The 14,538-nt window shown below is 71.9% G+C and carries 15 protein-coding genes; 4 read left to right on the top strand and 11 right to left on the bottom strand.

Features of this window, described 5'->3' with window-relative positions; genetic code table 11:
* Positions 1-90: 90 nt before the first annotated feature.
* The 6 genes from ACWEF6_RS40960 to ACWEF6_RS40935 form a co-directional block, all read right to left on the bottom strand.
* A complete protein-coding gene (locus ACWEF6_RS40960; protein ID WP_449687884.1) occupies positions 91-1,467 on the bottom strand; it encodes a preATP grasp domain-containing protein in 1,377 nt (458 codons plus the stop codon).
* 16 nt (positions 1,468-1,483) lie between these two features.
* A complete protein-coding gene (fabG, locus tag ACWEF6_RS40955; RefSeq protein ID WP_449687883.1) occupies positions 1,484-2,224 on the bottom strand; it encodes a 3-oxoacyl-[acyl-carrier-protein] reductase in 741 nt (246 codons plus the stop codon).
* Positions 2,221-3,321, bottom strand: coding sequence for a beta-ketoacyl synthase N-terminal-like domain-containing protein (locus ACWEF6_RS40950; RefSeq protein WP_449687882.1), 1,101 nt, complete (start codon positions 3,319-3,321; stop codon positions 2,221-2,223). The genes fabG and ACWEF6_RS40950 overlap by 4 nt, the downstream gene beginning before the upstream one ends.
* Positions 3,318-4,568: a beta-ketoacyl-[acyl-carrier-protein] synthase family protein gene (locus tag ACWEF6_RS40945; protein ID WP_310969884.1), complete on the bottom strand. Its 1,251-nt coding sequence runs from the start codon at positions 4,566-4,568 to the stop codon at positions 3,318-3,320. Before ACWEF6_RS40945 ends, ACWEF6_RS40950 begins: the two co-directional genes overlap by 4 nt.
* Positions 4,569-4,578: 10 nt before the next feature.
* The gene (locus tag ACWEF6_RS40940; protein WP_244210629.1) at positions 4,579-4,830 is read right to left on the bottom strand and encodes an acyl carrier protein; all 252 of its coding nucleotides are present in this window, start codon (positions 4,828-4,830) and stop codon (positions 4,579-4,581) included.
* Between the two features lie 254 nt (positions 4,831-5,084).
* The gene (locus ACWEF6_RS40935) at positions 5,085-5,819 is read right to left on the bottom strand and encodes an AfsR/SARP family transcriptional regulator (protein ID WP_449687885.1); all 735 of its coding nucleotides are present in this window, start codon (positions 5,817-5,819) and stop codon (positions 5,085-5,087) included.
* A 1,032-nt stretch (positions 5,820-6,851) separates the two neighbouring features.
* On the opposite strand from ACWEF6_RS40935, the gene ACWEF6_RS40930 reads away from it, so the two are divergent.
* The gene (locus ACWEF6_RS40930) at positions 6,852-7,097 is read left to right on the top strand and encodes an ATP F0F1 synthase subunit C (protein WP_310969886.1); all 246 of its coding nucleotides are present in this window, start codon (positions 6,852-6,854) and stop codon (positions 7,095-7,097) included.
* A 187-nt stretch (positions 7,098-7,284) separates the two neighbouring features.
* On the opposite strand, the gene ACWEF6_RS40925 is transcribed toward ACWEF6_RS40930, so the two are convergent.
* The 5 genes from ACWEF6_RS40925 to ACWEF6_RS40905 are packed head-to-tail and all read right to left on the bottom strand — an operon-like array spanning position 7,285 to position 11,909.
* Positions 7,285-8,457 (bottom strand): NAD(P)/FAD-dependent oxidoreductase, encoded by a 1,173-nt coding sequence (locus tag ACWEF6_RS40925; protein WP_449687881.1) that lies wholly within the window; start codon positions 8,455-8,457, stop codon positions 7,285-7,287.
* Between the two features lies 1 nt (position 8,458).
* Positions 8,459-8,674: a ferredoxin gene (locus ACWEF6_RS40920; protein WP_449687880.1), complete on the bottom strand. Its 216-nt coding sequence runs from the start codon at positions 8,672-8,674 to the stop codon at positions 8,459-8,461.
* A 15-nt stretch (positions 8,675-8,689) separates the two neighbouring features.
* A complete protein-coding gene (locus tag ACWEF6_RS40915) occupies positions 8,690-9,538 on the bottom strand; it encodes a fumarylacetoacetate hydrolase family protein (protein WP_449687879.1) in 849 nt (282 codons plus the stop codon).
* The gene (locus ACWEF6_RS40910; RefSeq protein WP_449687878.1) at positions 9,535-10,446 is read right to left on the bottom strand and encodes a DODA-type extradiol aromatic ring-opening family dioxygenase; all 912 of its coding nucleotides are present in this window, start codon (positions 10,444-10,446) and stop codon (positions 9,535-9,537) included. The genes ACWEF6_RS40915 and ACWEF6_RS40910 overlap by 4 nt, the downstream gene beginning before the upstream one ends.
* A complete protein-coding gene (locus tag ACWEF6_RS40905; protein WP_449687877.1) occupies positions 10,446-11,909 on the bottom strand; it encodes an aldehyde dehydrogenase in 1,464 nt (487 codons plus the stop codon). Before ACWEF6_RS40905 ends, ACWEF6_RS40910 begins: the two co-directional genes overlap by 1 nt.
* Positions 11,910-11,979: 70 nt before the next feature.
* On the opposite strand from ACWEF6_RS40905, the gene ACWEF6_RS40900 reads away from it, so the two are divergent.
* The 3 genes from ACWEF6_RS40900 to ACWEF6_RS40890 are packed head-to-tail and all read left to right on the top strand — an operon-like array spanning position 11,980 to position 14,448.
* On the top strand, positions 11,980-12,231 hold the full coding sequence (locus ACWEF6_RS40900; protein WP_449687876.1) for a hypothetical protein: 252 nt from the start codon (positions 11,980-11,982) through the stop codon (positions 12,229-12,231).
* Positions 12,231-13,739 (top strand): aldehyde dehydrogenase family protein, encoded by a 1,509-nt coding sequence (locus ACWEF6_RS40895; RefSeq protein WP_449687875.1) that lies wholly within the window; start codon positions 12,231-12,233, stop codon positions 13,737-13,739. Before ACWEF6_RS40900 ends, ACWEF6_RS40895 begins: the two co-directional genes overlap by 1 nt.
* Complete coding sequence (locus tag ACWEF6_RS40890; protein WP_449687874.1) at positions 13,732-14,448, top strand: gamma-glutamyl-gamma-aminobutyrate hydrolase family protein; 717 nt, start codon at positions 13,732-13,734, stop codon at positions 14,446-14,448. Before ACWEF6_RS40895 ends, ACWEF6_RS40890 begins: the two co-directional genes overlap by 8 nt.
* The last annotated feature ends 90 nt before the right edge of the window (positions 14,449-14,538 follow it).

Below are 14,538 nucleotides of genomic sequence, written 5' to 3'. Positions count from 1 at the left end.
GCGCCCCAATGTGGCGTTGGTTGCGTTGGACGCACCCAATGTGGCGTTCGGTGCGTCAGACGCACCCAACGCCACATTGGGGCGCTTGGGTCAGTGCGTGGCGAGGGTGGCGAGGCGGTCGGTGATGCGGCGGTCGAGCTCGTCCAGCGTCTCCGCCGAGGGCCCGATCAGGACGCCGTACAGGCGGCCGGCGAAGGCTTCGCCCGCGTCGGCGACCCCCGCACCGGCGTTGACCGTGGCGAAGTTGTTGACGAGCAGCCCGCTCCCGGACCCGGCGAACAGCAGGTCGCCGAGCGTTTCGCGGAGCCGGGCGAACGGCAGGGGAGCGGTCAGCCGCACCGGGTAGTGCCGCGCCATCGCGACGGCGCCCTCGGGCACGAACCGCTCCTGCAGCGGCACCTGGTAGGTCGACATGTTGTTGCGGGCGTTGATCTCCAGCACCGGGAAGATCCCGCCGTCCGGCTCGACCAGCGCGTCGACGCCGACGACACCGTAGTAGCCGTCCCGGGCCAGCCGGGCCCCGAGCACGTCCGCCGCGTGCCGGATCACCGCGTGCTGGGCCTCGTCGAGACGCGGCGGCATCCGGTGTCCCTTGTGGACGCCGTTCTCGGTGATCGCCTCCTTGACGAAGTCGAACCGCACCGAGCCGTCCCGGCCCACGGTGAACTGGTAGTTCAGGTCGGCGCGCTTGTCGACCCAGGTCTCGGTGACCAGCGCGATCCGGTCGCGGCCCGCCTTCCGCGCGGACCGCTCGATCATCCGCTGCAGGCGCAGCAGCCGCTGCTCGCTGGTGACGACGGCGATGCCCTTCCCCGACACGCCGAACGCCTCCTTCACCACGACCGTGCCGCCCTCGACGAGCACCTTGGCGGCCTCCGGCACGGCGTCGGCCAGCTGCGCGGGCGTGTCGCAGATCCAGCCCGGCGGCTGCCGCAGCCCGAGCTCGTCGGCCAGCTGCCGGCTGTAGACCTTGCTGTTGACGCTTTTGCAGAGCGCGGCAGGCGGCGTGGCCAGCGGAACACCGGTGCGGGCCGCCAGTTCCTCTTCGACGGCCGACGCGCCGTGCGGCAGCAGGTGCGCGCCGTCGGCGGCCAGCTCGGTGAGCGCCGCGACGAGCGCGGGGTCGGCGAGCGCGTCCTGGCTGACGTTGCGCGCCGGGTCCGGGGCCGCCACGACGTGCACCTCGGGCAGCTCGAAGCCGAGGTCGAGCAGGTAGCGGTGGTAGTCCGGGTCGGGCGCGTGCTTCAGCACGACGTGGTCGCCCTTGCCGCCGAGCAGCAGCGCGAACTCGTCCATGCTGTTGACCACCGCGGTGCTGCCCGCGGCGGACACCCGCGGCAGGCCGAGCTCGTCGGCCGCCCACAGCTCCTCGACCTCGAAGTTGCCGAGGAAGACCAGCGGGTGCTCGGCCGAGCCGAGCGCGGCGGTCTTCAGCCGCGCGATGAAGTTCGGGCTATCGGAGTCCACTGTGGACCTTCCCCCTTCAGACGACCAGGCCGCCGTCGATCTCGAAAACGCTTCCGGTGATGTAGGCGGCGCGGTCCGACGCCAGGTAGGCCACCAGGTCGGCGACCTCGCCCGCGGTGCCGAACCGGCCCAGCGGGATGGCCGCGCGCAGCTTCTCGCGCGCCTTGTCCGTCATCTGCGCGGTCATGTCGGTCTCGATCAGGCCCGGCGCGACCGCGTTGACCCGGATGCCGAACCGGCCGACCTCCTTGGCCAGTGCCTTGGCGAAGCCGATCACGCCGCTCTTCGACGCCGAGTAGTTGACCTGCGTCGGGTTGCCGTACACCCCGGACACCGAGGACAGCGTGATCACGCTGCCCCGGCGCTGCTTGAGCATGAGGAACACGGCCGGCTGGCAGACGTTGTAGACGCCGTCGAGGTTGGTCCGCAGCACGTCGGTCCAGCGGTCCTCGGTCATCGTCACGAACGCGCCGTCGCGGGTGATGCCCGCCGACGTCACCACGGTGTCCGGGACGCCGAGGTCGGCGGCCGTGGCGGCCACCCACTCGCCGGCCGCTTCCCGGTCGGTGACGTCGACCCGGGTGGCGACCGCCCGCCGCCCGAGGTCGTGCACCTCCTTGGCGAGCACGTCGGCGGACTGCTCGTCCGAGCGGTAGCAGAACGCGATGTCGTGGCCGCTTTCGGCCAGGCTCAGCACGACCGCGCGGCCGATGCCCCGCGACCCGCCGCTGACCAGCGCGACCTTGCTCGCGCTCATCGGACCGGCTCGCCGAGCCGCAGCAGCGTGCACGCCACCGCACCGTCGTCGTCGCAGGTGGTGACGACCGTGTGGTCGGCACCCGCCCGCTCGGCGGATTCCGCGACGCTGAGGACCGCGGCGAGCTGGAACATCGCGCTCGCCGACGCCGTGTCACCCAGGAGGTCCGCCGACGGCACCCGGTCGACGGCCGCGTCCCCGAACAGGGCCCGCAGCGCCGTGGTCTCGACCGGTTCGCCGCGCTGGTCGGTGAAGCCGCTGCCGGTCGCGGCCCACACCTGCTCGGGCGCGACCCCGGCCGAGGCCAGCAGCGCGCGCACGGCGACGGTGACCGTCCCGGCGAGATCGCCGTCGAGGCACACCCGGGACTCGAACCCCTCCAGGGTGCCCAGCACCCGGCGGCCGGGCGGCCGCAGGTCCGCGGGCTCGAGCAGGAACATCGCGCAGCCCTCGCCGATGACCACCGGGTCGTCCCCGCCGCGGCGGTGGTGCTCGACCCAGGCACGGGCGGGGGAGTACTCCTCGGCGGCGCCGCAGAGCACCCGGGTCGCCCGGCCGGTCCGCAGCAGCCGCCGCGCGTAGTTCAGCGCGTGCGGGCCGGTGGTCCGGCCCGCGGCGATCGTCGCGTTCGGGCCCTTGAGCCCGTGCCAGATCGCGGCCTGCCCGGCGGCGCAGTTCATCACGCAGCCGGGGACCGCGGCCGGTTCGACGTGGTCGGGCTTGTCGCCGGTGAGCGACGCGCGGGTCAGGTCCATCATGCTCTGCACGCTGCCGGTCGTGGTGCCCAGCACGAACCCGATGTCGTCGCGCTCGTCGCCCGGCTCGACGCCGATGTCGGCGAGCAGGTGCTTGGCCGCGGCGACGGCCAGGCCGCTGACCCGGTTCATCGCCCGGGTGCCCTTCGTGCCGAGGTACTCCCGCGGCTCGAAGCCCGGGACGGTGGCCGCCGTTCCCGCCGGTCCCCGCGCCCAGCGCCGGCTGTCTATCGTGGACACCGGGGAGGTCCGGGTGCGGACGCCGTCGGCGAAGGCCGCGCGGTCGTGGCCGAACGGCGAAATCGCCGTCCAGGCCGAGATGACCGGGGTTGCCCTGCTCATGCCACTGCCTCCCGCGGGCCGTCGTAGCGGCCGATCAGCACGACCGAGTTGTTGCCGCCGAAGGCCCAGCCGTTGTTCTGCACGATCCGCAGGTCCGCCTCGACCGCCACGTTGGGCACGCAGTCGACGGCGCACTCGGGGTCGGTCTCGACGTGGTTGATGGTCGGCGGGATGAAGCCCTCGGTGATGGCGACCGAGCAGCCGATCGCGGCCAGCGCGCTCGCCGCGCCCATCGAGTGGCCGAGCATCGACTTCATCGACACCACGCGCGGCGTGTCGTCGCCGAAGAGCTCGCGGATCGCCGCGGCCTCGGTCTTGTCGTTGGCGTGGGTGCCGGTGCCGTGCGCGGAGATCAGGTCGACCTCGGCGGGCTTGACGCCGGCGTTCGCCAGGGCCAGTTCCATGCAGCGGGCGATGCCGCCCTGGTGCGGGGCCACCGGGTGGTGGGCGTCGCAGGACAGGCCGTACCCGAGCACCTCGCCGTAGATCCGGGCGCCGCGCGCGGTCGCCGACTCCAGGCTCTCCAGCATCAGGATGCCGGCGCCCTCGCCGGTCAGGATGCCCAGCCGGTTCTTGTCGAACGGGCGGCAGTAGTCCGGGGCGATGCTGCGCAGCCGGTAGAAGGAGGTGAACGTCTTGCGGCAGACGGCGTCCGCGCCACCGCACAACGCGAAGTCGGCTTCCCCCAGCCGGATCGCGTCGAACGAGTGGCCGATCGCGTAGTTGCCGGCCGAGCAGGCGGTCGCGATGCTGCCGACCTCCACATTGGACAGCCGTAGCTCGTGCGCGATCGAGGTGGCGAGCCGGCCGGCCGACGTGCGCCGGGCCAGCCGCGGGCTCATCGCCTCCGGACCGGCCGCGATCTCCAGCGAAACCATGCTGTCGAGCTCGTGCGACTCGCCGTCGGTCGTGCCGATCGACAGCAGGCAGCGCGCCTCGCGCAGCACGTCGAGGTCGATGCCGGAGTCCGCCACGGCCAGCCGGGCGGCGGCGGTGGAGAACCGGCTGGCCCGGCCGAGCGACTCGATGTCGACGTTTTCGATCCAGCGTTCGGGTTCGAAGCCGATGACCTCGCAGCCGTTGTTGTGCTCGAAGCCGGTCGTGTCGAAGACGCTGATCGGCCGGACGTTGCTGCGCCCGGCGCGCAGGGCCGCGGTGAACTCGGCGATGCCCGTGCCCAGGCTGGAAACCACCCCGCAGCCGGTGATCACCACCCGCCGGCCGGGTGCGGTGGAGTGCTCGCTCATCGGATTTCCCCTACCAGCCGGCGGATTCCGCGACGACCTCGTAGGCACTGTCCAGATCGACCATCCGGCGGAACTGCGCCTGGTCGATCGTGACGCCGAACTGCTTCTCCAGCGCGGCGAGGACGTCCATCAGCGTGAGCGAGTCGGCTTCGTGGTCCTCGATGAAGTTGCTCGTCTCGGAAAGTTCGCCGTCCTCGAGCTCGAGGTGCTCGCGGACGATCGCGCGGATCTGTTCCCTGCGCTCGGACACTGCCGCTGTCATGACCACTCCTGTACCGGTTTTCGGACGAACTTCGGCCTGGCCGGAAACTAGCCAGCGCAGATGACGGCCCTCTGACCGACCGCTGACGAAGGCCGGCGTCGGCAAACCGTCAGCCGTCCGTCATCCGGGTGCGCCACGATCATGGCCGTCGATCACGGAAGGAGAGTGGATGAGCCCGGACCGTGTCCGTGACAGTGAAACGACAGCAGGGACGGCGAAGATCGCCGTCCCTGCTGCGAAAGGGGAACCGGTGCTCAGTCGAGCATGCAGTCCTGAACCAGGATGGCCTGGTACAGCTGCCGCAACGCGCGGCCCGGCGAGAGGCCGAGCTCGCTGCCGAGCCACTTGCTGGTGTGGTGGAACACCGACAGCGCCTCGCTTTGCTGGCCGGTGCGGTAGAGGGCGAGCATCAGCAGTTCGCTGAGCCGCTCCCGGCCCGGGTTCTCGGTGGCCAGCTGCCGCAGTTCGTGCACGATGTCGTGCTGCTGCCCGACCGCCAGCCGGGCGGCGATGAGGTCTTCTTGCACGGCCAGCCGCCGCTCGTTGAGGTGCGTGGCCGCGGCCCGGCAGCGCACCCCCTCCTGCACGTCCATCAGGGCCGGCCCGCGCCACTGCACCAAGGCCTCCCGCAGGATGCCGGTGGCTTCCTGCGGTGCGGTGGAGACCAGGGAAGTGCCGCGTCGCGCGAGTTCGAGGAACCGGTGCGAGTCGATCGCCTCGGCGGGCACCTCCAGCTGGTAGCCGCTGTAGGTGGTCCGGACGACTTCCTCCCCGCTCGCGTCGGTGATCGGCTTGAACAGCCGGCGCAGCCGTGCGATATTCGCTTGCAGTGCGTTGCGGGAGTTGGCGAGTGACCGCGGGCCCCACAGCTCGTCCGCCAGCTGCTCGTACGACACCGGACGTCCCGGCGACAGCGCGAGCATGGCCAGCAAGGTTCGGACTTTCTTCGCGCGTATCGAGTAAATTCTCCCATTCGATCTTATTTCCATGGCGCCTAGTAGTTCGATTTCCACTTTGATCGACCCCCAGATTCGGGCAGCCCGCCGCTCATCGCGGACCATCCGAAGATGTATTTTGCGCAAGATAGTGGCAGAGGGCCGGTGGCTTAGGTACCTCCGTTCGGACCAGTGAAACGCCTAACTCGCCAGTAGTATCAGTTCGTGGACAGTTTGACTCGGGATGTATTCGGACATACCCGGGGATGGTGGTGTTAGCACCACCATTAATGGTGGTGACAGCACACCGGGGGACCGAGCTGATCTTCGCTGGTAGGGTGCCCGCGGGTGGTGCTGGCGCCCCGCCTGGTCGCCCGAGCGGCGAAGCTGTCGTCACCCCGCGAAATCCGCCCTGACCGTGGGGTGCGCGGGGTGCCGGCCGGGTGGTCCGGACCGCCTCGGACGCCGGGTGCGGAGGTGGGGCGGGGAGTCCGGCCGGAGGGCCGGGTGGCGGCTCCCGGCAATGAGAGCGCAAACATGAATCCTATTTCTCTCCGGCTAATAAAATTGGCGGGCGCGCCGGTGGGTTCGGCGCCCTCCGGGGTTTGTCCGGAGGCTTTCCGTCTTTGGTGAACGGTGTACACCGAGTTTCGAAACAAGTCGGGGCCTGCGGTGCCTTCTCGGTCGCGCCGAGTGGACGGCGAACGATTCGGACAAAACCTTCCGGTGGGCGTGCGATCACTCGATCACTCTCCGTGTGCGACGCGGCGGGGTGTGTCCGGAGGCGGCCGGCGTATCGGCCGGCCGATTCAGGCGTGGCCGGTGACCTCGACCGACCACAATGGACGTTGCACGTGGCCACCGCCCGATTGTCCGGCGGCGCGGCCCGATTTCCCGTGATATCCTGTCGGTGTTCGGACCACTCGATTACCGACAATCCCGCCCGGCCGGCGAGATCTGCCTCGATCCGGCGTCCCTTCTGCGATTTCCGGCGCCTTCGCTCGACCCTGAACCATGCCCGGTGTGACGCACGAGCCCGCTGTTCCACGCGAGCGTGCGCGTGGACCGATGTGAAGGGGAAAGTCCATGAGTGACACAGTTCTGGCCCAGGCCGCCAACATCAACCCCGGTCTCGCCGCCATCGGGTACGGCCTCGGGGCGATCGGCCCCGGAATCGGTGTCGGCCTGATCTTCGCGGCTGTCATCAATGGTACCGCGCGGCAGCCGGAAGCACGCGGGAAACTGCAGACGATGGGCTACTCGACGTTCGTGCTGAGCGAAGTCCTCGCGTTGATCGGAGTCGTCGTGTATTTCATCGCGTCCAACCGGTGAATCTCCCCGCTCCGCGCCCGGCCCGACCGGCCGGGCGCGGAACAGGTCGTTTCGATCCGAACGACGGAGGGGCACCGTGGCGCGCCGCGCGCTGCCCGGCTACCGCGGCACCTTCGGACGTGGTAGTCCGTCCCTTCCGGTGGTAGCCGGCGGCTGTGTCGCGCCGGTACAGGGAGACCCCGGGGCGCTACCGCAGAGCCAGGTTGCAGGCCTCGGCGACCAGCGAGCGGTAGTGCGCGTACCGCCCACCGAGGCCGAGCAGCACCACCCCGGTCAACCGCCCCTCCCGGTGGTAGCCGACCGCGGCCTCGGAGTCCAGGTCACCTTCCAAGACCCGGACCTCGTCACCCAGTCCGACCGCTCCGTACGACTGGAGGCGGAAGTCGTACTGGTCACTCCAGAACGACGGCAGCGGCGTGAACGGCGGCTCCTCCCCGCCCGCGCCGGTCAGGTGGCGGCCGAGCGTGGTTCCCGCTCTCTTGCCCGTGTCGGTCGCCATCGTCCAGTGCTCGGTGCGGCGGGGGACCGCGTCGAACAGCGGGTTCGGGAAGCGGGCCAGGTCGCCGCACGCCACCACGTCGGGGCGGCCTCCCGCGCGCAGGGCGTTGTCGCACAAGACGCCGTCGGTCAGGTCGAGGCCCGTTCCCGCCAGCCAGTCCGTTGCGGGCCGGCAGCCGACCGCCTCGACCACCAGGTCCGCCGGCAGTTCCGTTCCGTCTCCCAGCACCACCGAAGCGGCCCGGTACCCGACCGGCACGGTGCCGAGGTGGAACCGGACGCCGTGGGCCTCGTGCCGTCGCTGCAGCGCCGCTCCCAGTGACGCCCCCAGCGGGCGCTCGACCGGCACGCTCTCCGGCGCGACGACGTCGACCGAAGCCCCGAGCGTCCGGGCGGCCGCGGCCACCTCGCAGCCGATGAACCCGGCGCCGACCACCACCAGCCGCGCGCCCGGCCGGAGCGCCGCGCGCACCCTCGCCGCGTCCTCCAGGGTCCGGATGACGCAGCGGTCCGGGCCGGGTAGCGGGAGCCGCCGGGGCCGCAGGCCGCTCGCGATCACCAGCCCGGACCAGCCGACCACCTCGCCGCCGGCCAGGGTCACCGTGCGCGCGGCCAGGTCGGCGGCCGTGACCTCCTCGCCGAGCCGCCAGGTGACGTCGCGGGCGTGCCGGGGGAGCCGGAAGGTCAGGTCGCCGGGCTCGGCGCCGAGCGCGGTCTTGGACAGCGGCGGCCGGTTGTACGGCAGGTGCGGCTCGTCGCCGATGACGACGACCTCGCCCGCATACCCGGCCTTCCGCACGGCCTCGGCCGCACGCAGCCCGGCCATCGACGCGCCGACGACGACCACCCGGTCCGCGGCCACGTCAGTCCTCGACCGTGATCGCCTGGAGCGGGCAGACGTCGGCCGCTTCTTCGACGTCGTCGCGGTGCTCTTCGGCCAGCGGCGGCGAAACGTAGGTCCCGGACGCCTCCGAGCGGAAGGACAGCTTCCCCTGTCCGTCCAAAGAGAACACCGACGGCGCCGAGAAGACGCACTGCCCGTGGTCCTGGCACTTGTTCAGATCGACGACGATGTGCATGCTCACTCCCACGGGTCAGGAACGTCGGGGCGGCCGGATGCCGCGGAATTCCCAGTCGCCGCCCAGCGCGGTGGACAGCACTTCTTCGCTCTCCGTCGGCTGCGCGCCGACGTCGGTCCGGATCGGCACCGGGCCGGAGACGATGTCGTTGGTCAGCGTCCCGAGCCCGTCGACCTCCACCGAGACGATGTCGCCGGGCTCCACCGGGCGCGAGTTCGCCGGCGTGCCGGAGAGCAGCACGTCGCCGGGGTACAGCGTGATGGTGCGGGCGATGTCCGCGACGAGGTAGTGCATGTCCCATTCCATCTCGTCGGTGCTGCCCTCCTGCCGCACCTCGCCGTTGACCAGGGTGCGGATCGCCTTGCCGCGGAAGTCCCAGTCCTCGACCAGGCCGGGGCCGAGCGGGCACAGCGTGTCGGACCCCTTCACGCGCAGCATCGAGCCGGCGTCGGTGTCGCGGAAGTCGTGCAGCCCGAAGTCGTTCGCGATGGTGTAGCCGGCGATGTGGGCACCGGCGTCGGCAGGCGGGATGTTGCGGGTGACGCGGCCGATCACGATGGCGATCTCACCCTCGTAGTTGAGCCACCGGCAGCCTTCGGGCCGCACCACCGCGCCGTGGTGGGCGTTGAGCGAGGACGTGGGCTTGTGGAAGTACGTCGGCGCGGCGGGGAGTTGCGTGCCGAACTCGGCCACCCGGCTGTGGTGGTTGAGGTGCACGGCGATGATCTTCGACGGCACGACCGGCGGCAGGTGGACCGCGTCGTCGGCCCGGACCTCCCGGCCGTCGGCGGCCCGGAGGAGGTCGCCGTCGCGGACGACGTCGACGGTCGCACCGTCGAGCAGGATGCGGCGGTGTTCGGTCACGGGGTGACCCCTTCGGTGCGTCGGGGGCGGGGGAAGCCGTCGGCGGGCCGGTCGAACCACAGGTGCACCTGCCCGGTGCCGACGGAGTTCTCGTATTCGCCGTACTGGCGGGACTTCGCGGTGCAGGCACCCTCGCCGAGCGCGCCGAGCATCATCAGGTAGTGCCCGAACCGCGCTTCCGGCTTGAACCGCAGGTACTCCGGCATGGTCGCGAGCACGCGCGCGTGGTCGCCGCGGGCGAACCAGCCGAGCCGCTCGGCGTCGGCGGCCGCGGCCTCCGGGCTGAAGATGTGCTCGACCCCGGCGGCTTCGTGGGCGCGCAGCTGCCGCAGCGGCCAGAACGTGTGGCTCATCGCCCCGGAGGCGATCAGCAGCACCTTGCGGTCGAGCCCGGCGATCGCGTCGCCGAGGGCCCGGCCGAGCCGCAGGTTGTCCTCGGTGTCGGCGGTCTGGCACACGCCGATGGACACCCAGCGCTTGTCCGGCAGGCCCTGGCCCAGGTACTCCCAGAGGTTGGTGGTGGCGTAGAAGATCGGCAGATGGTGGTCGTCGATCGCGGTGATCCACGTCCCGTGCGCGCCGGCCTGCGCGGCGACGGCGTGGGCGAGCTCCGGATCGCCGGGGAAGTCGTACGGCCGGCGGCACATGCCCCGCGGCAGCTCCTCCGAGGTGAACAGCCCGGACCGGCGGTCGTGCGCGGTGACGACGAACTCGACGGTCGTCGCCCAGTGCGAGTCGAGCACGACGACCGTGTCGTAGTCCAGGGCCTCGAAGACCTCGGTGCGCAGCTGCCGCAGCCCGGCGACGAGGGTGGTGTCCTCGCCGTGGTTGAGCTCCCGCCGATCCGCCTCCGGCAGGACGATCGTGGGGACGTGGGCCAGCAGGCCCGCCCCGGCCACTTCACCCATCAGGACCTCCAGCCGTGCGGAGCGAAGACGGTGTTCTTGACCTCGCAGTAGAAGTCGAACGACCAGGTGCCGCCCTCGCGGCCGATCCCGGACTGCCGGGCACCGCCGAAGGGGGCCCGCAGGTCGCGGACGAAGAAGCAGTTCGTCCACACGGTCCCGGCGACGAGCCGCCCGGCAACGCGTTCGGCGCGTTCGGGGTCGCCGGTGAACAGCATCGCGGCCAGCCCGAACGCCGAGTCGTTGGCGGCGGCCACGACCTCGTCCTCGTCGCGGAACGTGTGGAGCACCAGGACCGGCCCGAAGACCTCCTCGGTGGCGATCTCGCTGCGCGGGTCGACGTCGGTGAACAGCGTCGGCCGGTAGTAGAGCCCGCCGAGGTCGGTGTTCGGGCCGCCGCCGAGCAGCACGGTCGCCCCGGCCTGCTTCGCCCGCTGCACGAAACCGTCCACCCGCGACACGTGGTCGGGGTGGATCGACGGCCCGATGTCGGTGGTTTCATCGCGCGGGTCGCCTTGCTTCAGCTGCCCTGCGCGTTCGAGGAACCGCCGGACGAACTCGTCGCGGATGGACTCTTCGACGTACAGCCGGGTGCCGGACAGGCAGACCTGCCCGGCGTTGTCGTACTGCTCGACGGCGTTGGCGACGGCGAGGTCGAGGTCGGCGTCGGCGAACACGAGGAACGGCGACTTCCCGCCCAGTTCCAGGGAAAGCGGCGTCAGGTTGGCCGCCGCCGCGCGGGCGATCACCCGGGCCGTGGGCACCGAGCCGGTGAAGGAGATGCGCCGCACGTCCGGGTGGGCGACCAGGGCGGCGCCGGCTTCTTCGCCGATGCCCTGGACGACGTTGAGGACGCCGTCGGGCAGGCCGGCCTCGGCGGCGATGTCGGCGAGCAGCGACGCGGTGAGCGGCGACCACTCGGACGGCTTCAGCACGACGGTGTTCCCCGCGGCCAGCGCGGGGGCGACCTTCCAGGTGGCCAGCATCAGCGGGGCGTTCCACGGCGAGATGAGCACGCACACGCCGGCCGGGTCCCAGCTGACGTGGTTGCGGTGGCCACGGGTCTCGAAGTCGGGGTGGCCGAGCTCGTCTTCGAGGTAGTTGGCGAAGAACCGGAAGTTGTGGGCCACGCGCGGCATGACGCCCCGGCGGTGCGAGCGGATCAGGGCGCCGTTGTCGGTCGTCTCGACGATCGCGAGTTCTTCCAGGCGTTTCTCGACGCCGTCGGCGATCGCGCGCAGCAGCCGCGCGCGTTCCACCGGGGGAGTGGCGGCCCAGGCGGGGAAGGCCGCCTTCGCGGCGGCGACCGCGGCGTCGGCTTCCGGCGCCCCACCTCGGGCGACCCGGGCGACGACGCGGCCGTCGATCGGGGACAAGTCCTCGAACGTGTCCGCGGAAGCAACCCGGCGGCCCCCGATCCAGTGTCGGGTGTCGACGGCGGTTCCGGCGACGAACGCGGTGTTCATGACGCCCTCCAGGAGGTATCGTTCGGATCCAAACGTATCCGCCGTCTCGTTCTCGGTCAAGGGAGTGGTGATGACTGCAGTGCAGGTGGACGATCCGGTCGCGGGCACGGACTGGGTGGCGCGGGCCGCCACCGTCCGCGTCCCGGAGGGGCTGTTCGTGGCCGGTGAGCCGCGCGAGGCCGCCGGGACACGGGAAGTGCGGTCCGCGCGTGATGGGGCGTTGCTGACCGAGCTGTCCTGGCTCGACGCGGGCGGGGTGGGCCGGTCTGTGGCGGCCGCGTTGGCGTGTTCGTCGTCTTGTTCCGGGGCGGAGGAGTGGTGATGACTGCAGTGCAGGTGGACGATCCGGTCGCGGGCACGGACTGGGTGGCGCGGGCCGTCACCGTCCGCGTGCCGGAGGGGCTGTTCGTGGCCGGTGAGCCGCGCGAGGCCGCCGGGACACGGGAAGTGCGGTCCGCGCGCGACGGCGTGCTGCTGACCGAGCTGCCCTGGGCCGGCGAGCGCGACGCCGACCGGGCCGTCGCCGCCGCGCGGGAGGCGTTCGACCGGGGGGCGTGGCCGCGGCTGCACCCGCGCGAACGCGGCGAGATCCTGCAGCGGTTCGCCGCGCTGGTCGAGCAGCACCGGGGTGAGCTCGCGCTGCTCGTCAGCCTGGAAATGGGCAAGCCGATCCGGCAGGCCCACGACATCGAACTGCGCGCCCTGATCCGCACCCTGCGCTTCTACGGCGAGCTCGCCGACAAGGACCACGGCGAGGTCGCCCCCACCGCCGAGGGCGAGCTGGCCCTGGTCACCCGGGAGCCCGCCGGGGTGGTCGCCGCGGTCGTGCCGTGGAACTTCCCGCTCACCCTGGCCGGATGGAAGTTCGCCCCCGCCCTCGCCGCCGGCTGCACGGTCGTGCTCAAGACGTCCGAACGCAGCCCGCTCTCCATGCAGCGCGTCGCGGCGCTCGGGGCCGAGGCGGGCCTGCCGCCGGGCGTGCTGAACGTCCTCTCCGGGGACGGTGACGTCGTCGGACGGCGCCTCGGCGAGCACTCCGGCGTCGACGTCCTGACCTTCACCGGGTCCACCGAGGTCGGGCGGCACTTCCTGCGCTACGCCGCGGACAGCAACCTCAAGCGCGTCTACCTGGAGCTCGGCGGGAAGTCGCCGAACATCGTGCTGCCCGACGCGCCCGATCTCGACGCCGCCGCGGACACCGCGGCCTGGGCGATCTTCTTCAACTCCGGCCAGATGTGCACCGCCGGCTCGCGGCTGGTCGTGCACCGGGACGTCGCCGACCGGGTCGTGGATCGCGTCCTCGCGACGGCGAGCGGCTGGTTCCCGGCCGACCCGCTCCTGCCGGACACGAAGATGGGCCCGCTGGTCGACGCGGCCCACCTGGACCGGGTGCGCACGGCCGTCCGCCGCGGGGTCGACCAGGGCGCCCGGCTGGTCACCGGCGGCGGACAGGTGCTGGCCGAGACCGGCGGGAGCTACCTCGAGCCGACCGTCCTGACCGGTTGCGCGCCTGGCAACCCGGTCGTCGAGGAAGAGATCTTCGGTCCGGTGCTGGCCGTGCAGGTCGTCGCCGACGAGGCCGAGGCCGTCCGCGTCGCCGGTGACACGCCGTACGGCCTCGCCGCGGCGCTGTGGACGGCGGACCTCGGGGCGGCGCACCGGATCTCGCGGCGGCTGCGGGCCGGGACCGTGTGGGTGAACTGCTACGAGGAGGGCGACCTGTCGGTCCCGTTCGGCGGGGTGAAGCTGTCCGGCTTCGGCCGCGACAAGTCCCGGCACGCCCTCGACGAGTACCGCGACCTCAAGACCACCTGGATCCATCATGGCTGAGCGGCGGCCGCTGGTCGTCGTCCCGGCCCGCTTCTCGGCGAGCGCGTCCGCGCTGCGGTACCGGGCCGAGGTCGGGGCGCGGGCCCTGCTCGAAGCGGTCTTCGCGGCCGGGGGTGAACCGCTGTTGATGCACCCGGCCGATCCCGCGGACGTCCCGGCCCGGCTGGCCGTGGCGGACGGTGTGCTGCTGCCCGGCGGCGGCGACCTGCACCCGAGCTGGGCCGGCCAGGACGCCCACCCGAGCGAGTACGACGTCGACGTCGAGCAGGACGCGTTCGACCTCGCGGTGGCGGCCTGGGCGCTGGAAGCCGGGCGGCCGCTGCTGGCGATCTGCCGCGGCGCGCAGGTCGTGAACGTGGCCCTCGGCGGCGACGTCGTGCAGGACCTGCCCGGCCACCGGCACCGGGTACAGCCCGCCAAGGCCGCCTCGGGATCGCTGCTGGCGTCGCTCACCGGCGACGCGTTGGAGGTGTCGTGCTTCCACCACCAGGGCCTGGGCCGCCTCGGCGCCGGGCTCACGGTGGTGGCCGAGGCCGCGGACGGCGTTCCCGAGGCGATCGAGCTGCCGTCCGCCCGCGGCTGGTTCCTCGGGCTCCAGTGGCACCCGGAGGACACCGCCGCGACCGACCCCGCCCAGGCCGCGTTGTTCGCCGCCTTCGTGGCCGCTGCCCGGTCTCAAACGCCCCAATGTGGCGTTCGGTGCGTCTGACGCACCCAATGTGGCGTTCGGTGCGTTGGACGCACCCAACGCCACATTGGGGCGCGGGTCAGTCGGTCTGAGGGGTCTCCCAGGCCTTGT

It is taken from the genome of Amycolatopsis sp. NPDC004772, from assembly GCF_053601215.1.
Note: the sequence above shows the minus strand (reverse complement) of the source record. Positions and strands in the feature narration are given on the sequence as shown.